General features: G+C 67.5%; 17 protein-coding genes and 1 pseudogene. 10 read left to right on the plus strand and 8 right to left on the minus strand.

The features are described 5' to 3' along the window. Positions 1 to 68 precede the first annotated feature (68 nt). On the plus strand, positions 69 to 251 hold the full coding sequence (locus ACIA75_RS06440; protein WP_397100509.1) for an antitoxin: 183 nt from the start codon (positions 69 to 71) through the stop codon (positions 249 to 251). Positions 252 to 300: 49 nt separating this feature from the next. On the opposite strand, the gene ACIA75_RS06445 is transcribed toward ACIA75_RS06440, so the two are convergent. Together ACIA75_RS06445 and ACIA75_RS06450 are read right to left on the minus strand one after the other, a co-directional pair. Then, on the minus strand, positions 301 to 1,035 hold the full coding sequence (locus ACIA75_RS06445) for a CbiQ family ECF transporter T component (RefSeq protein ID WP_397100511.1): 735 nt from the start codon (positions 1,033 to 1,035) through the stop codon (positions 301 to 303). Further along, positions 1,032 to 3,218 carry an ABC transporter ATP-binding protein gene (locus ACIA75_RS06450; RefSeq protein WP_397100513.1) on the minus strand — a complete coding sequence of 729 codons (2,187 nt, stop codon included), beginning with the start codon at positions 3,216 to 3,218 and terminating at the stop codon, positions 1,032 to 1,034. The genes ACIA75_RS06445 and ACIA75_RS06450 overlap by 4 nt, the downstream gene beginning before the upstream one ends. 80 nt (positions 3,219 to 3,298) lie before the next feature. On the opposite strand from ACIA75_RS06450, the gene ACIA75_RS06455 reads away from it, so the two are divergent. Then, the gene (locus ACIA75_RS06455) at positions 3,299 to 4,213 is read left to right on the plus strand and encodes a cation diffusion facilitator family transporter (RefSeq protein ID WP_397100515.1); all 915 of its coding nucleotides are present in this window, start codon (positions 3,299 to 3,301) and stop codon (positions 4,211 to 4,213) included. Positions 4,214 to 4,254: 41 nt separating this feature from the next. Then, positions 4,255 to 5,307 (plus strand): AraC family transcriptional regulator, encoded by a 1,053-nt coding sequence (locus tag ACIA75_RS06460; protein WP_397100518.1) that lies wholly within the window; start codon positions 4,255 to 4,257, stop codon positions 5,305 to 5,307. Between the two features lie 4 nt (positions 5,308 to 5,311). Here ACIA75_RS06460 and ACIA75_RS06465 read toward each other — a convergent pair whose 3' ends face one another. Both ACIA75_RS06465 and ACIA75_RS06470 read right to left on the minus strand, forming a co-directional pair. After that, positions 5,312 to 6,088: a metallophosphoesterase gene (locus ACIA75_RS06465; protein WP_397100520.1), complete on the minus strand. Its 777-nt coding sequence runs from the start codon at positions 6,086 to 6,088 to the stop codon at positions 5,312 to 5,314. A 93-nt stretch (positions 6,089 to 6,181) separates the two neighbouring features. Further along, on the minus strand, positions 6,182 to 6,922 hold the full coding sequence (locus ACIA75_RS06470; RefSeq protein ID WP_397100522.1) for an RluA family pseudouridine synthase: 741 nt from the start codon (positions 6,920 to 6,922) through the stop codon (positions 6,182 to 6,184). A gap of 398 nt (positions 6,923 to 7,320) precedes the next feature. Here ACIA75_RS06470 and narJ point away from each other — a divergent pair, with 398 nt between their 5' ends. The 5 genes and pseudogenes from narJ (at position 7,321) to ACIA75_RS06495 (ending at position 9,110) form a co-directional block, all read left to right on the plus strand. Continuing rightward, positions 7,321 to 7,998, plus strand: coding sequence for a nitrate reductase molybdenum cofactor assembly chaperone (gene narJ / locus ACIA75_RS06475; protein WP_397100524.1), 678 nt, complete (start codon positions 7,321 to 7,323; stop codon positions 7,996 to 7,998). Next, positions 7,995 to 8,156 carry a respiratory nitrate reductase subunit gamma gene (locus ACIA75_RS06480; RefSeq protein WP_397100526.1) on the plus strand — a complete coding sequence of 54 codons (162 nt, stop codon included), beginning with the start codon at positions 7,995 to 7,997 and terminating at the stop codon, positions 8,154 to 8,156. Before narJ ends, ACIA75_RS06480 begins: the two co-directional genes overlap by 4 nt. Continuing rightward, positions 8,153 to 8,224: pseudogene (locus tag ACIA75_RS06485) on the plus strand (respiratory nitrate reductase subunit gamma); the annotation flags it as partial. The gene ACIA75_RS06480 and the pseudogene ACIA75_RS06485, both read left to right, overlap by 4 nt. A gap of 191 nt (positions 8,225 to 8,415) precedes the next feature. After that, positions 8,416 to 8,649 (plus strand): ribbon-helix-helix protein, CopG family, encoded by a 234-nt coding sequence (locus ACIA75_RS06490; protein ID WP_397100528.1) that lies wholly within the window; start codon positions 8,416 to 8,418, stop codon positions 8,647 to 8,649. Next, entirely contained in the window at positions 8,646 to 9,110 is a 465-nt protein-coding gene (locus tag ACIA75_RS06495; RefSeq protein WP_397100530.1) for a PIN domain-containing protein, read from the plus strand. Before ACIA75_RS06490 ends, ACIA75_RS06495 begins: the two co-directional genes overlap by 4 nt. Before the next feature lie 69 nt (positions 9,111 to 9,179). On the opposite strand, the gene ACIA75_RS06500 is transcribed toward ACIA75_RS06495, so the two are convergent. Further along, positions 9,180 to 9,752 carry a TetR/AcrR family transcriptional regulator gene (locus ACIA75_RS06500; RefSeq protein WP_397100532.1) on the minus strand — a complete coding sequence of 191 codons (573 nt, stop codon included), beginning with the start codon at positions 9,750 to 9,752 and terminating at the stop codon, positions 9,180 to 9,182. 83 nt (positions 9,753 to 9,835) lie between these two features. Between ACIA75_RS06500 and ACIA75_RS06505 the strand changes: the two genes are divergently transcribed. Beyond that, positions 9,836 to 13,132, plus strand: coding sequence for an arabinosyltransferase domain-containing protein (locus ACIA75_RS06505; RefSeq protein ID WP_397100534.1), 3,297 nt, complete (start codon positions 9,836 to 9,838; stop codon positions 13,130 to 13,132). A gap of 258 nt (positions 13,133 to 13,390) precedes the next feature. On the opposite strand, the gene ACIA75_RS06510 is transcribed toward ACIA75_RS06505, so the two are convergent. Further along, entirely contained in the window at positions 13,391 to 13,861 is a 471-nt protein-coding gene (locus ACIA75_RS06510) for a DinB family protein (protein ID WP_397100536.1), read from the minus strand. Between the two features lie 161 nt (positions 13,862 to 14,022). Between ACIA75_RS06510 and ACIA75_RS06515 the strand changes: the two genes are divergently transcribed. Beyond that, on the plus strand, positions 14,023 to 14,928 hold the full coding sequence (locus ACIA75_RS06515) for an EamA family transporter (protein WP_397100538.1): 906 nt from the start codon (positions 14,023 to 14,025) through the stop codon (positions 14,926 to 14,928). 45 nt (positions 14,929 to 14,973) lie between these two features. On the opposite strand, the gene ACIA75_RS06520 is transcribed toward ACIA75_RS06515, so the two are convergent. After that, the gene (locus ACIA75_RS06520) at positions 14,974 to 15,420 is read right to left on the minus strand and encodes a nitroreductase family deazaflavin-dependent oxidoreductase (RefSeq protein WP_397100541.1); all 447 of its coding nucleotides are present in this window, start codon (positions 15,418 to 15,420) and stop codon (positions 14,974 to 14,976) included. Between the two features lie 251 nt (positions 15,421 to 15,671). Further along, positions 15,672 to 15,992 carry a hypothetical protein gene (locus ACIA75_RS06525; protein ID WP_397100543.1) on the minus strand — a complete coding sequence of 107 codons (321 nt, stop codon included), beginning with the start codon at positions 15,990 to 15,992 and terminating at the stop codon, positions 15,672 to 15,674. Positions 15,993 to 16,075: the final 83 nt, after the last annotated feature.

The following is a 16,075-nucleotide window of genomic DNA, read 5'->3' on the forward strand; positions in this document are numbered from 1 at the left end:
TTACCGCTCTCCCGTCGACCTCGCTGGGTATCGTTAGCGCCGTAGCGAGTTCGAGCGAGGAGCACATCATGGATTTCAAAGGGCTGGCGAACAAAGCGCTGGGACTGGCACGTAAGAACGCCGACAAGGTGGACCCGCTGATCGAGAAGGTCGGCGACGCGGTGGACAAGAAGACCGGCGGTAAGTACGCCGGGCAGGTCGACAAGGCGCAGGAAGCGGCCCGCAAAGCGGTGCGCGACCAGCAGAAGTGAGCGGGTCCCGGCCGCGGGCTACTTGCGTTCCTCGATGACCGGGCTCGCGTCAGAGCAGTAGTTCCAGGGTCAGTGCCCCGGCGCATACGGCGACGACCACAGCCAGGGCGACGGCGTCGTTGCGGCCGGGTGCGGCCGGTCGTGCGGTGAGCCGGCCGGTACCGCCGCGGGCCGTGATGGCCTCGCCCAGTTCGCCGGCCCGGCGGGTCGATACCGCCATGGCGGCGGTGAGGATATCGATCAGCGGGTCGGTGGTGCGGTGCAGCAGGTCGGGTTTGGGGCGTAGCCGGCGCGCCGCGCGCAGGATGCGGATCTCCTCCAGCAGCAGGGGCAGTCCGCGCAGCGTCAGCGCTACCACCACCGCCAGTTCGTCGACCGGTACGCGCAGTTTGCGCAGCGGGCGGCCGAGAGTAGCGAGGGCCGGCGCGATATCGCTCATGGGGGTGGTCCAGGCGATCATCATCGACGCGGTGAGCACGATCAGTCCGAACACCACGATCTGGGCGTAGCGCAGGAGCGCGGCACCGCCGACCGGTGCGGCGAACAGTGCACCGACCGCTATCAGCAGCCAGATCACCCAGGGCAGCCGGGGGAGTACGCCCAGCGGTAGCCGTGCCACGATCCCGGTCGCGATCAGGAACACGATCATGATGCCGAGGATCGGCCAGGTCGGCAGGAACATCAGCAGCAGGCTGATCAGGAATACGCCGATCATCTTGGTCCCGGCCCAGAGCCGGTGGATCGGGCTGGATACCGGGACCTGGCGCAGCAGTACCGTGCTCATCGGGCGCCTCCGTGATCGATTCCGTGGGCGTCGCCGCGCAGGCGCCACGCCGTGCCGGGGGCGGGGTGATGGGCCGGTCCGGCCGGGCGGAGGGTCGGGATCGGCGCGGTGTCGTCCTCCGGCTCCGGCACCGGAACCCGGGCGGCCTCGGTCTCCGGGATCCGCCCGGCCCGCAGGTGCACCGTCCGGTCGCAGATGGCCGAGACATCCTCGATATCGTGCGAGATGACGATCAGGGTGAGCCCGGAGTCGCGCAGCCGGGCCAGCAGGTCGACGATATCGGCGCGGCCTTCCGGGTCCAGTCCCGCCAGCGGTTCGTCCAGCACCACCACCTGCGGGTGGGCGGCGACGATGGCGGCCAGCACGACTCGTTTCGCCTGCCCGCCGCTGAGTTCTTCGATGGAGCGGGTGGTCAGGGAGCGGTCCAGGCCGACGGCGTCGAGGGCTTTTCCGACGGTGCCCGATCCGGTGCCTTCCCCGCCCCAGTCGGCGATCTCCTCACCGACGGTGTGCCGCTGGAGCTGCAGCCGGGAATGCTGGAAGGCCAGCTCCACCCGGCCGATCTGTTTGCTGACCGGTTTTCCGGCGAGTTCGCAGCGGCCGATACTGGGCGCGATCAGCCCGGCCATGATCCAGGCCAGGGTCGATTTCCCGGACCCGTTCCCGCCCACCACCAGCAGCGCCTCCCCACGGCGCACCGACAGGTCGACCCCGTGCAGCGCGGGCGCCTCCCACGGCGTCCCGCGGTTGTAGGTGTGCCGGACCCCGCGCAGCTCCAGGATCGGATCGCCCATGGGACGCCGGCGCCGGGTACGGGCCGGTTTCGGCCAGGCGGGCAGCCGGCCGACCATCCGGCCGGCCGCCAGATGCACCACCCGGTCGGCGGCGGCCGCGTCGGCCTCATGGTGGGTGACCAGCACGACCGCCATCCGATGGCGTTTCGGGAGCCCGGCCAGTAGCGCCACCAGTTCGCGGCGGCCGTCCGGGTCGATCATGGAGGTCGCTTCGTCGGCGATGAGCAGCGCGGGCCGCCGGGCGAGCGCGGCCGCCACCGCGAGCCGCTGCTGCTGGCCACCGGACAGGGTCGCGGTTTCCCGGGTGCCCATCCCGTCCAGCCCGACTTCATGGAGCAGGTCGTCGATCTGCACTTCGGCCGCGAGTTCGGTGGGGAGCCCCCAGACGACATCATCGGCGACCAGCACACCCAGGGTCTGGCTTTCCGGTCGCTGCAGTACCAGGGCGGTGCCGCCGAGGTGTCCGAGCCCGGCGGACCCGGGGCGATCGACGGTGCCGCTACTCGGCGGCAGACCGGCCAGCAAACGGGTGAGCGTGGACTTGCCGGACCCGTTGTGCCCGACGATCGCGACGAATTCGCCGACCTCGACTCGCAGGTCGATATCGGTCAGGGCGGGGTCCGGGGCACCCGGATAGCGGTACCCGGCCGCCTGCATCGTCACCGGAAGCGGCGCGATCGGGCGGTCGTCGGCCGGTGCGTCGAGCCGGTCGGTGCCGGGGAGCCAGGTCAGCCGGTCCAGGACGGAGCCGAGCACGAACCAGGAGACCACCGCGGTGACCACGGTGCCGACCGCGACTGTTCCGCCGATGTAGACCCACCACCAGTCGAGGACGACCTCGGCCAGGTTCAGGACGCCGCGGCCCAGCGGCTCCAGCCGGCTTTGCCGGGAGGTGAGGTCGGCCAGGCCGGTCGCGCTGTTGCGGATGTTGTCGAAGATCAGATTGCGGGTGGCGGAGAAGGTCAGCAGGAAGCCGATCGAGAACGCGCCCCAGGCGATACCCGCGATGATCGACAGCCCGGTGACCGCGATGAGGCCGCCCCGGCGACGTTTGACGCTGCCGACGATTCCGCCGATGGTGGCGGTGGCGACCATCGCGGTGGCGGCCGTGAGACCCGCCGCGACGAAGGTGACCAGGGCCGCGGATATCGAGGCGGTGAGCAGGGTGCGGAAGCGGTACCGGTGGGCCAGGAGCCCCATGGGAACCGCCGCGACGAGCTGAAGTGCCGCCGCGAACGGCACCACGGAGCCGACGGTGACTAGTCCGACGGTGACACCGCCGAGAACAGCGCCGGTGGCGAGTTCGATCGGCCGCAGCGCCGCGCCCTTCGGGTCGCCGGCGGGCCGGTCCGGTGTGCCGGGCCGGGGGGTAGCGGACTGGTCACTCACGACGTCAAGTCTGCCAGTCCGGCGGCAGTGCGCGAATCGAAGGTATTGCAAGCATGCGCATTGACGCATATGTTGTCTGCGTGGGACATGATCATACGCATCGGGTATCACCCGAGAGCACCTCTGGGAAATACATCGGCCGCCTGGCGCTGGCGCTCGCCATCGGCGCCGGATTCATGCTCATCGAACTGGCGGTCGCGCTGGTCACCGGCTCGCTGGCGCTACTCTCCGACGCCGCCCATATGCTCACCGATGTCGTCGGTATCGCCATGGCGCTCTCGGCGATCATGCTGGCCCGCAATACCCGGCCCAGCTATACCCGTACCTTCGGCTACTACCGCGCCGAAGTGATCGCGGCGCTGGCCAATGCCGTCCTGCTGTTCGGGGTCGCCGGCTACGTACTGATAGAGGCGGTGCGTCGCTTCGGTGAACCGCCGGAGGTACCCGGCGGGCCGGTGCTCATCGCCGGTGCGATCGGGCTCGTCGCCAATATCGCGGCCTTTCTGCTGCTGCGCCGCGGCGCGGCGGAGAGCCTGAATGTGCGCGGCGCCTACCTCGAGGTGCTCGCCGATATGGTGGGGTCGGTCGGGGTGCTGGCCTCGGCCGCGATAACCCTGACCACCGGGTGGTACTACGCCGATATGGTCGTCGGCGTCGCGATCGGTGTGTGGGTGCTGCCCCGGACCTACCTGCTGGCCCGCCGCTCCCTGCGGATCCTGTTCCAGCACAGTCCGGAAGAGCTCGACGTCGAGAAAGTGGCGGCGGAGCTGGCCGCGGTTCCCGGGGTCTGCGATGTGCACGATCTGCACGTCTGGACCCTGACGTCCGGTATGGAGGTCGCCTCGGCGCACATCACCACCTCCGGAGCGGATGCCGGCGACGAAATCCTGCGTGCCGCTCAGGAACTGCTCGCCGAACGTTTCCACATCCAGCACGCCACCCTGCAGATCGAGACCGCCGATACCGCCCGGCGCTGCGCCGAACTGTCCTGGTAGCCCCCGCTGGTCCGATAGAGATATTCGGCCATAATGTCGGCATGGTGCAGCGTCCTTCGGTCCGGGACTGGGACTTCCCGCGTGGTATCGCCAGCGTCGCCCTCATGGCGGGGTACGGGGCCGAATACGGGGTCCCCGCCGCGGCGCTACTGCGCGGCACCGATCTCACCGAAGCCCGCTTACACGACCCCGACGCCCAGATCGACGCGCACACCGAACTCGCGGTGGTCCGCAATCTGGTGCGCGAGCTGGATCGCCCCGGTATGGGGGTCGAGCTGGGCCGCCGCTACCGCATCACCACCTTCGGGATCTTCGGTTTCGCCTGTATCAGCAGTCCCACGCTGGCCGAGGCGATCGATTTCGCGCTGCGCTACATGGAACTGAGTTTCGCCTTCTGCCTGCCGGTGACGCAGTGGGAGAACGGCGAGTTCGTGGGCCGCATCCTCGACGAATCCGTGCCGGCCGACGTCCGGCAGTTCCTGGTGGAACGCGATGTGGTCGCCATGCATCAGGTGATGAGTGATCTGCTGGGCCGGCACGTGGAGCTGGTGCGGGCGGAATTCCGTTTCCCGGAACCGCCGTACGCCGATCTGCTCGCCGCGGTCACGGTGGCCCGGCCGCGGTTCGGGCGGCCCGAGAATCTCGTCGCCCTCGATCCCGCCATCCTGGACCAGCCGCTCCCGCAGGCCAACGAGCACACCCTGGCCATCTGTCTGGCGCAATGTCGTGACCTGGTCCACCGGCGCCGCGCCCGCACCGGTATCGCCGCCGAAGTCCGGGCCCGGCTGGTGCCCCGCGGGGGGATGGACGGTTTCACCGCGCCGCCGGGTATCGACACCGTCGCCGCCGATCTGAATATGAGCACCCGGACCCTGCGCCGGCATCTCGATGCCGCCGGCACCAGCTACCGCGCCTTGCTGGACGAGGTACGCCAAGCCCTGGCCGAGGAAATGCTGACCACGACACCGCTGTCGGTGAGCGATGTGGCGATCCGGCTCGGTTACGCGGAGGCTTCGACCTTCATCTACGCCTTCAAACGCTGGACCAGCGCGACTCCCGCCGCCTATCGCCGGGCCCGCGCCGGACGATATTGACCGATCAGTACGGGGTGGCGATCCAGCCGCCCATCGGCACGCTGCGGAAATGCGTGGTCAGCCGATGGTCGTCGTCGATGACGTGCAACGCGACCGACGGGTCCGGCCCGTAGTCCATCACTCGTTCCGGCGGCGCGAGCTCCCATTCACCACCCAGGACCGACGCGGTGCTGGGCCCCATGAGCAGTGGCCGGCCGGCGAACGTACTCACCCCGGCGGTATGGGCGTGACCGGTCAGGGTGCCGATGATGCGCCGGTCACCGGCGATCACGGCGGCCAGCCGGCCCGGCTCGGCCAGCGCGATCGGATCCACGATGGGACTGTGCAGGAAGACCGGCGGATGGTGCAGAGCGAGCAGGACGGCGGCATCGGGCGGGGTGGCGGCGAGTTGTTCGCGTAACCAGTCGTAGGTCTCATCGGCCAGCCGGCCGGCGGACTGTCCGGGCACACTGGAATCCAGCAGGATCAGGGTCAGATCCCCGATCCGGTGGACATGGTTCACCGGATCGTCGGACGGCGTGCCGGACAGCAGTACCTCACGGAACGCGGCGCGTTCGTCGTGGTTCCCGGGTATCGCGAGGACCGGGAGATCGGCTTGCAGCGACATCCGGGCCTCGGCATACTGCTCGGGTTTCCCGGAATCGGTGATATCGCCGGTCACCACGATCACGTCGGGCCGCCGCCGCAGCTCCGCCAGATAGGCCATGACCCGCTGCGCGCGCTCGGTGTTGCGAGTACCGAGATCGAAATGCGTATCGCTGACCTGAGCCACCAGGATCACCCTGTCAGCCTAGAGGAGAGGGCCAGGGGAAACATCGGCGGTATGAGGTAGGCCACTACGACGCCGGGAGCGTATGGCGCCGGGTGGCGGCGGTCAGGAGGGCAGGGTTTCCGGTGGGTGGGGAAGGGGGGACCAGAAGGCGTCATCCGGCGCGGCTTCCACATCCAGCCGGCCGCCGGGGCGCCACTCGGCGGCGAGACGCAGGCGCCAGGAGTGGAGATGGGTGCGGGCCTGAGCGCCGCTGCGGTCGAACAGCGGGTCGCCGACGATGGGGTGGCCGATCCAGGCGAGATGCACCCGCAACTGATGCCGGCGGCCGGACACCGGATGCAGGGCGAGAACGGTGTGCTCGGGGTGGCGGGCCAGCACGGTGAACTCGGTGCGGGACGGATAATTCTTCGTCGACAGCAGATCGGTGTCGGCGACGAACCAGCGGTCGTCCGCGCGCTGGATGGTTTCGCGCGGGGCCGCGACCCGCACCCGGTTCTTGCGGCCGACGCTCAGCGGGAGCTCGATGACCCCGCGGCCGGGCAGCGGATCCGTGCCGGCGGCGACGATGGCCAGGTAGCTCTTGGCGGCAGTCTGCTTGTTGAACTGGCGGGTCAGCTGCCCGTGGGCCGGCAGTTGTTTGGCCAGCAGCACCAGCCCTGAGGTGACCTTGTCGATCCGGTGCACCGGATACAGTTTCTCGCCGGCGTCCTCGGCGGCGGCGACGATATCGGTGTCGTGCCGCTCCCCGGTGACCGAGATCCCGGCGGGTTTGTTCAGCGCCAGAATCGCCTCGTCCTCGGTGATCCGGCAGCGGGCGCGCAGCTCGGGCCAGTCGATATCCACCGGTCGAGCCTAGGAGTGCCCGCCGTGGCGGGATCGGTCAGGTACCAGAGGCCGCACCCGGCTCCCGGTGGGTGTCGCGAAACTCCCGGAATCGCGGATGGCTGTCCCTCGACCTCGGTGCAGGCAGAATGAGCCTGTCTTGCCGTAGGCGGGCCGTGGCTGGGCTTCCCAGCGGGCCCTCTCAGGCGACTGTACGGCCGTGAGTGACCGATAGCGCAACACGGCGGCGGGGCGTGAAATGTCGTCCCGTCCGCGATTGGCAGACCGCGGCCGCCACCACCGCGGTCGGCGGCCAGGACCGGGTGAACCTGCTCAATTGGGACGCTTGAAGCCCCCGGTGTCCCGTTCCCGCCCGCCGCGCAAAACACATCAGGTTCCGGCGTCGAAACGGAGCGGCAGTGAATAAGGTGACGATGGACCCGGTAGTCCGGATTGCCGCCTGGCAGGCGCAATCACTGTTGCTCCGCTACCCGGACGAGACGCTGCATCGCAACCTGGATCTGCTCGGCAGGGTCGCGGCGACCCTGCCGCCCCCGGTCCGCGATCCGCTCGCCCGGTTCCTCGCCCATGTGCAGACGAGCTCACTGTTCGAACTCGCCGCCGACTATGTGGCGACCTTCGACCACCGCAAACGTTTCAGCCCCTACCTCACCTACTTCGCCTACGGCGACACCCGCAAACGCGGAGTCGCGCTGCTGCGCTTCAAACAGGAATACCAGGCTGCAGGGCTGCGGTTGGGCGATGAGGAATTACCCGACCACCTGTGCGTGGTCCTGGAATTCGCCGCCTCGGGTCACGCCGAGACGGGGTTGCGGTTGCTCACCGAGCATCGCGCGGGCCTGGAGGCGATGCGTCGTGGACTGTACGAAACCGGTTCGCCGTGGGCGGATGTACTCGACTCGGTCGTTGCGACCCTGCCCGGGCTGGCCGTCCGCGAAGAGGACACGATCGCCCGGCTCATCGCCGAAGGTCCGCCGGAGGAAGCCGTCGGCCTGGCACCGTTCGCCCCGCCGCAGTACCTCCCGGACCCCGTAGTTCCCCGACGGTCCGCCGACATCACGGAGGCGCGCCGATGAATACCGTCATTCACGCCGCCGCAGGCGAACAGCTCGAGACTCTCGACATTCTGCTGTGGGTGGCGCTGCCCTACGCGTCCATCACGTGCTTCCTGGTCGGCCACTACTGGCGCTACCGCTACGACAAGCTCGGCTGGACCCGCTCCTCCCGGCGCTGACGAGGCCCTTCACCCGCCTGGTCCTCGTCTTCTCTATGCCCCTCGGCTACCTGACCAGGCCCTACATCGTCTACCGCAGCCCCGATGGAACTGGGGTCGCGCCCGGAGCGGCGGGGCCGGGAACGGGTGCAGTAGGCGGCTCCATTTCGCGAGCCACTGGCCAGAATGTTTCGCTGAGCGTGTATCGGGTGAGTCGTTGCCGGGACAACTCGGCGTACCGCCCCTTGCCGGTCCAGTGCATATATGACACCATACGCATATGGCCCTCAAGCGAACCATGGTCTATGCCGACGCCGACGATCTGGCGACAATCAAGGAAGCCGCGGCGCGCACCGACCAGAGTGAGGCCGAAATCATTCGGGAAGGTATTCACTTGGCGGCCCTGCGTGTGCGCCGACGCTCTGAGCCGCTACGACTGCGCCGGTTCGCCAGCGGCGACCCTACCCTGGCGAACCGGGTCGAGGAGATCCTCGCCGATGACGACGCAGAATGACCGGTCCCACATCGCCGACGGGCCTGGGGATCATCATCGCGGACACCTCCGGCCTCATCGCCGCCTTCGATACATCCTCACCCGACAGTGATGGGGCTTTCACGGCCCTCGAGTCGGCCGGGCTCGTGGTCCTGTCGCCGCTGGTCCTGGCAGAACTCGACCACGTGGGCCGCCGCGCGCTCGGGCAACGACACGCAACATCGATGATCGAGGATATCGCCGCCGAAGCGCGTCGGGGGGCATTCGAAATTGCCGCGGTGACAACGGACATTCTCGATCAGGCCAACGCGGTACGCACACTCTATCCAGCGCTGCGCCTCGATCTTGCTGACGCTGTCAGCGTCGCCCTTGCCGCCGAATACGAAACGAATTCGGTACTCACGCTCGACCGCCGTGACTTTCGGGCGCTCACACCCTTGACCTGCCACCAGGCATTCCGGCTGCTCCCCGACGACCTGTAGTCGTCCTAGGACCTTCGGTACCGTTCGGTCAGAACCTCGACTTCGGCGCGGCCGGCAATTATTGCCGGCTCACCAGGGAGCGAGAAGTACTTCGTCGACGAGGCGCCGGAAGATGTCGTCGATGTGTTCGGGATCGTCGGCGGTGAAATGCATCATGAGCAGGCCCTGGAGCGAGGACAGCGCCAGGTGTGCACGTAGGTCGGCGATTTCGGTCGGCATACCGGCGGCGGTGAAGCGCGCGGCGAGTGTGCGGGTCAGGCCGGTCAGCGTTTCGGCGGCGTAGTCGCGGTAGGGGCTGTTTTCGGCGCAGGCTGCGCCGAAGACCTGTTCGAGGATGCGTACGCCGGGCTTCTTGTGCCCTCGGGTGAGCGCTTCCCAATCGGTCAGCAGATAGGTGCGCAACGTGTCGATTGCCGGTTCGACGTCGGGTTCCGCTGCGGCAAAAAGGCGTTGCTGGTGTGCCAGGACGTCGAGGATCAGGCTCTCCTTGGAGCCGAAGTAGTAGATCAGCATTCGTGCGCTGGTGCCCATATGGGCAGCCAGGGTTCGCAGCGCGGTATCCGTCACGCCGGTATAGGCGAGACCTTCGACGGCCTTTTCGAGCAGGTCGTCGCGTTTCTGTTGGTCGATCTGGCGTGCCATTGCTTGACTGTAACAATTGTTTCAACTAAATATTGGCACGTGCAGAGGCGTGTGGCGACCCGGCCCGGGGCTGGAGTAACGCGATGGTGATCGTCTCCGGAACCAGGAGTGCAGATGGCCCGGCGGACGACGAGGAAAGTCCCCCGCGCCTGTCCTCGCCCGGGGCATCCCACAGCAGTGACGGGATTGCGAGGTGTCCGCGGATTGTGGCGATTGTGGCCGGGATCGTCGCGGCGGCCGCGGCACTGGCAATCCCGTTCCTTCCGGTGCAGCAGGAGCAATCCCGGATCACCTGGCCGCAGTCCGCGGACCTTGCGCCGGTGGCGGCTCCGCTGGTGACGTATGCGCCCACCGATCTGTCGGCGCAGATTCCTTGCGTGGCATTCGAACGCCTCGCCGGTACCGGTGGGGTCGTGGTGTCGACCGTTCCGGTGCAGTCGCCCGATGCGGAACGCTACGGACTCGTGGTGAAAGTCGTGCCGGAATCTGCCACGGAGACCGCACGGGTGGATGTGGTTGTCCGCAACAGCCTGCTGTGGTCGACCCCGTTGCAGACGGTAGTGAACCGCACCTGCTCGGTGACTGTCGATATCCGAGCCGGCGGCGCGAGTGTCGAGGTACTGGGCGCATCGGCCGGCGCTCGTGCAGGCGATCTGCGGCCGCAGGTTGTCGGAGTGTTCACCGATCTGGTCGGTGGCGCGCCACCGGAGCTGCGTGTGGACCTGGTAGTCGACTCGAGGTTCTCCTCGTCGCCGACGGTGCTCAAACTCGCGGTGGGGCTGTTGTGCCTGCTGGCGACCGCCGCGGCGCTGCTCGCACTGCACCGGATCGATCGTGCCGACGGCCGGTGCCGTCGCCGGCTGCTGCCGTGTGGGTGGTGGTCGGTGCGGCCGGTGGACGCGGTGGTGGCCACGACACTGGTGGTGTGGCATTTCATCGGAGCCAACACCTCCGATGACGGGTATCAGCTGGGCATGGCGCGAGCTTCGGACAGCTCCGGGTACACAGCCAACTTCTTCCGCTGGTTCGGTGTCCCGGAAAGTCCTTTCGGCACACCGTATTACGACCTGCTGGCGTGGATGGCGAAAATATCCACCGCCAGCCCGTGGATGCGACTACCCGCCTTGGCCGCAGGGCTGCTCATTTGGTGGATCATCAGCCGTGAGGTCATCCCGAGGCTCGGTGTCGCCGGTCGGCGGGACGGTGTGGTCGTCTGGACGGCCGCGTTGGTCTTCGTGTCGTTCTGGCTTCCCTACAACAACGGGTTACGCCCCGAGCCGATGGAGGCGCTGGGGGTATTGCTCACCTGGGTATCGGTGGAGCGCGCCATCGCGACCAGGCGTCTGCTACCGGCCGCTGTGGCGCTGATGATCGCCGCCCTGACCCTGACCGTCGGACCCTCGGGCCTGATCTGTTTCGCTCCGTTGCTGGCCGGCGCGCGTAGTCTCACGCAGGTCGTTGTGCAGCGGTCCCGCAGTTGGGGCTATCTGCCGCTGCTGCTGCCGCTGGGCGCTGCCGGGCTGGTCGTGCTCGCCGCAGTGTTCGCTGATCAGACACTCGCCGCGGTGCTCGAGATGATCCATGTGCACGGCGCGATCGGTCCGGGTGAGCCGTGGTTTTTCGAATACCTGCGCTATCAGTATCTGCTGCAGATCAATTCCGACGGCTGGCTCACCCGGCGGTTCGGAGTCTTCGTCATGGTGCTCGGGGTGGTGGTCTGCCTGGTTACGATGCTGCGCCGGGGCGGCCGGATTCCTGGTACAGCGGCAGGTCCCGCGCTGCGCCTGATCGGTATCACGGTCGGCGCGATGGTGCTGATGATGTTCACCCCGACGAAGTGGACCCATCACTTCGGCGTCTACGCGGGTCTCGCCGCGGCGGTCGCCGCGTTGACGGCTGTAACGGTCGGCCCGAAGGTCACCGGACCCTCGCGGAATCGCGCCCTGTTCGCCGCGGCTGTGTTCTTCGCCCTCGCACTGTCGTTCGTGGGCGCGAACGGATACTGGTATGTCTCGAGTTGGGGCATCCCGTGGTGGGACAAGCCGCCAACTCTCGCCGGGTTCGGGCTGTCGAGTATTGCCGCCGCTCTGACCGTAGCGGCGCTCGTGGCCGCCGGGTGGTGGCATGTTCGCCCACCTCACCGCCCTGGCGGGTACGTGAGCCGAGCTCTGGCTCGAGTTCCGGTCCTGGCCGTTGTCTCCGCGGCAATGGTGCTGTTCGAAGTACTGTCCTTCGCCAAAGCTGCGGTATCGCAGTATCCGGCCTACTCGTTGACCAAATCCAATCTGGCGGCGGTCTCGGGCGGATGTGGCCTCGCCGACGACGTACTTGTGGAAACCGACCCCAGCGCTTCGATGCTGACTCCGGTGAGCGGCGATATCGCCGGCGCGATCGCGGCCGCCGGTTCCTCCGGATTCATCCCAGATGGGGTCGGACCGGACTTGACTTCGGAGGAGACCGAATCCACCACCGGCCGGGCGAATTCCGTTTCCGATGACCCGATCGACCAGGGCTCGGTATCGCAGGCGGCCGGATCCGGCACCGCGACGTCCCGTGGTACCGGGATCAACGGAAGCCCTGTCCCGCTGCCGTTCGGGTTGGACCCTGCCACGACACCGGTCGCCGGTAGCTTCCGCGGCCACGATCAGGCCCCTGCCGACCTGGTAACCGACTGGTACCACCTGCCGACAGTCGATACGGGCGACCTCATCGCGGTCGCCGTCGCCGGGCGGGTCGCCTCGACCGATGCCGACGGTGTGGTCAGGCCCGGTCAGCCGCTCCACCTGGAATTCGGCCGCTCGGTGTCCGACGGATCGGTACAGGTGCTGGGCCTCGTAGAACCGATTGATATCGGTCCGGCGCCGTCCTGGAGAAATCTGCGTGTTCCTCTCGATCGGGTCCCTGCAGGCGCCGACACCGTACGGATCATCGCATCGGACAAAGATCTCGGCCCCGACCAGTGGCTGGCGGTGACACCGCCCCGGGTGCCCCGCACACAGAGCCTTTCCGAGCTGGTCGGAACCCGGACGCCAGTTCTTCTCGACTGGGCGGTCGGCCTGAACTTCCCGTGCCAGAACCTGGTCGACACGCACGCCGGAATCGCCCAGGTTCCGGAGTACCGCATCCTGCCCGACCGTAACGGCGCCACCATCACCAACCTGTGGCAAGGACACGACGGCGGTGGCCCGCTCGGCTGGACCCAGCTTCTTCTCTCCTCACGAGAACTCCCTAGTTATCTCGATCAGGACTGGGGTCGCGACTGGGGTTCGATCGAACAGTTCGTGCCGATCGAACGGGCCACCCGCCCCGGAGTTGCCAGTGTCGAACGAATTCGCCGAAATGGACTGTGGACGCCGGGACACATCAACACACAGTATTGATCTGCGGTAGCGCATCGGTCCGCCTGTTCGCCCGGGGCGGCAGGTGGCGTGCGCCGCACTCCGTGCCCGCCCGGCTGAACCGGCGCACAATGCTGCTGCGGATCGCAGCGCCTAATCGCCTGCGGCTATTGGGCATTCGATCACCGGCGGAAGTCTCGTTACACCACTCGACGCGAGGTGCGGTGACTTTGGGCTGTCCCACGGTCCAGCGAGGTGGTAGCCGGGGGCGCGGTGCCCGACCGGCATATCTGTTGTCGGTCAGCCAGAAATTGATCCGGTCGCGAGGATCTGTTCGACCAGGATGTCGGCGTGTCCGGCATGCCGGGCGAGTTCTTCGATCATGTGTGCGCAGATCCAGGAGAACGTCACTGCGCCTCGTCGGTAATGCACGAAAACATTGTCGTCCGCCGCTGTTTGGGCGATCTCGCGTGACCGTACGGCCGCAGCCCGATATTCGGCTATCACTTGGGCCAAGGTTTGCTCCGGCGGGACCGTCCAACTCTCGTCGTCGCCGCGGGCATAGCCGTCGCACCGGAACTCGGGAAGTCCGCCGACGGTGCGCTGAAACCAGATGCGCTCGGCAGCGGCGCAATGCTTGACCAGCCCGATCGGTGTGGTCAGGGATGGGACCAGCCGCCGGCGGCTCTGTTCGTCGGTGAGGGCGCCGACGGCTCGGATCAGGGCTTCGCGGTTGTCATCGAGGACTGCTTCCCATTCCTTGCGCACCACGCGGGTCAGGCTACGGGAGCCGGACTGGTTCCGGGACGCCGTCCTGGCCGGCGGGCACCTCCCGCAGTCACCGCGGGTTCTACCGAGGTATCGCCGGATATTGATTGGCGCGCGGGTGATCGCTCGGCGAAGCTGCACGCGTGGCCATTGAGGAGAGGGCTGTGCAGGCGTCCGGACGGGTTCGGTCGACCGGGCTGAGCCTGCTGTCCTGGGTGTTGTTCGCGAGTTCCGGGTCATTGGCGGCTGCGGTGATGGTGGTGGGCTGGTCGCCCGCTGCGGTGACCTCGGTGCGGATCGGATCGGCCGCTGGACTGCTGGTTCTGGTGGTCGCGGTATTGCGGCCGCGGGCATTGCGGTTCGGCCGCGGCGATATCTGGCTCCTTCTCGGGTATGGGCTGCTCGGGGTCGCGGGGGTGCAGTTGCTGTTCTTCGTGGCGGTGGCCCGCGTACCGGTGGGTGTGGCGATGGTGCTGGTCAACGTGGCGCCGGCACTGGTCGCACTGTGGGTGCGGGTGGTGCGGGGGACGCGGCTGCCCGGGCAGGTCTGGCTGGGTATCGGGCTGGCACTGGCGGGTCTGGCTCTGATCGCGCAAATCTGGCACGGCGCCCGGCTGGACCCGGTGGGTGTCGCGGCGGGGTTGGGCGCGGCGGCTTGCTCGGCCGGGTTCTTCCTGCTCGGTGAGCACGGCGCGAGTCGGCACGATCCGTTCGGTATGACCGCGGCCGGGCTGATGATCGGCGCGGTAGTGGTGGCGGCGGTCGCTCCGCCGTGGACATTGCCGTTCGACCTGCTCCCTGCCTCCGCGGTCCTGGGTGGTCTGCACGTTCCCGTGTGGCTGGTGTTGCTGGTGCTGGCCGTGGTCGGCACCGTCCTGCCGTACTTGGCGGGGCTGCGGGCATTACGCGATCTGCCCGCGCCCCTGGCCGGTGTGCTGGGCTTGGTGGAACCGCTCGTCGCCGCCGCGCTGGCCTGGTTGCTGCTCGGCCAAGCGCTCCGGCCGGCGCAACTGGCCGGAGCCGCGATATTGCTCCTCGGCGCGATACTGGTGCAACGTGCCATGCCCTGACACCAGGGGCAGCCACCGATCGTCTCGAGAAGAACCGCGCGTTGCTCAGCTGTCTCCGGCTGGAGCAAGAACGCCGGAAAGCACACTGCGACCGGGGATTCCAGCCGCGCGAACAACTGGCGACAGATCCGGAGAGTCGGCGGGTAGTACTCGCGGATCGGTCAACCGGTAGCGCTTACCCCGGTGAACGACACCGGCCGCACCCGCGGCCTCGATATTGCGGACCCAGTCCGATTCCGTGCCGTAGTTGAGCGGGACGACGAACGCGCCGGATTCGATGAACGCCAGAACCGGGGTGCGGTAAGAATTGCCGGACTTGCGTCCCGTGTGTTCGAGGACCGCCACGTAGGGCAGATAGGGGGCCCAGAGGCGCTGGACCGGATTTGTGACATACCGGTTGAATCGTGCAAGCGCACGCATACGCCGCTGACCCGCGGCGGACGCGATCCGCGCCACCGCTCTGGCGGCCGTGGCGGCGAACTTCTTCCGCATCCGAGTAACCCCCGAGGTAGGACAGTGTCCTTGACACTGCTCCCCGGCACCCGAAGTTGTCAACGGCCGGGAGGTTCGGCGAAGCGTCGAGCCATTGCGGGGTGCAGGAAGATAGTTCCCGCTGCAGCGCGAAGCCTTCTCCGGCCGCCGAGGTCGGCTATCGGTCGGTCTGTTCTCCCGAGGCGGCATAGCCAGGACAATGGTCAGGCAGACCAACCCGAGCGCCAACACAATCAGCCGAAGATCCCAAATCATCGAGTCTCACCATCGAAGCCCGATGTCGGCCACCGGTAACCGAGCGGGTATACCTGCATCGGAGTAATGAGGTCGGCGAGATCGGTGATCAGGCTTCGGATCATTTCGGCATGTTCGAACCCTGGCACCACGACCGCCTCGGCGTCGTGCTCATGAAGATGCTGTGCGATAACAAGGCCCGAGATCATCGGACCTGTGTCGGTGACAATTGTGTAGACATGCCGGTAGCCGCACCGCTCGGCGAGCGCTGATAGATCGAAACTACTGGTGCGCACGTCTCTTCGTATGTAGCCGATTGCCTTCTGCTGTGACTTCATGATGGCTCCCGTTCAGGTTCTGTCTCGCTCTTGTTGGCGAGCACCCGCCGTCGAGGAAGCGATGTGTTCTACCCGACGGCGGG

Origin of the sequence: Nocardia sp. NPDC051750, from assembly GCF_044453135.1 — a bacterium.
GTDB lineage: Bacteria > Actinomycetota > Actinomycetes > Mycobacteriales > Mycobacteriaceae > Nocardia.

Excerpts from the sequence above, each read along its gene's own strand:
- ACIA75_RS06495 (WP_397100530.1), top strand. The coding sequence starts at position 8,646 with ATGACCGGTCCCACATCGCCGACGGGCCTGGGGATCATCATCGCGGAC.
- ACIA75_RS06460 (WP_397100518.1), top strand. The coding sequence starts at position 4,255 with ATGGTGCAGCGTCCTTCGGTCCGGGACTGGGACTTCCCGCGTGGTATC.
- ACIA75_RS06440 (WP_397100509.1), top strand. The coding sequence starts at position 69 with ATGGATTTCAAAGGGCTGGCGAACAAAGCGCTGGGACTGGCACGTAAG.
- ACIA75_RS06500 (WP_397100532.1), bottom strand. The coding sequence starts at position 9,752 with ATGGCACGCCAGATCGACCAACAGAAACGCGACGACCTGCTCGAAAAG.
- ACIA75_RS06445 (WP_397100511.1), bottom strand. The coding sequence starts at position 1,035 with ATGAGCACGGTACTGCTGCGCCAGGTCCCGGTATCCAGCCCGATCCAC.
- ACIA75_RS06480 (WP_397100526.1), top strand. The coding sequence starts at position 7,995 with ATGAATACCGTCATTCACGCCGCCGCAGGCGAACAGCTCGAGACTCTC.
- ACIA75_RS06490 (WP_397100528.1), top strand. The coding sequence starts at position 8,416 with ATGGCCCTCAAGCGAACCATGGTCTATGCCGACGCCGACGATCTGGCG.
- ACIA75_RS06525 (WP_397100543.1), bottom strand. The coding sequence starts at position 15,992 with ATGAAGTCACAGCAGAAGGCAATCGGCTACATACGAAGAGACGTGCGC.
- ACIA75_RS06520 (WP_397100541.1), bottom strand. The coding sequence starts at position 15,420 with ATGCGGAAGAAGTTCGCCGCCACGGCCGCCAGAGCGGTGGCGCGGATC.
- ACIA75_RS06505 (WP_397100534.1), top strand. The coding sequence starts at position 9,836 with ATGGTGATCGTCTCCGGAACCAGGAGTGCAGATGGCCCGGCGGACGAC.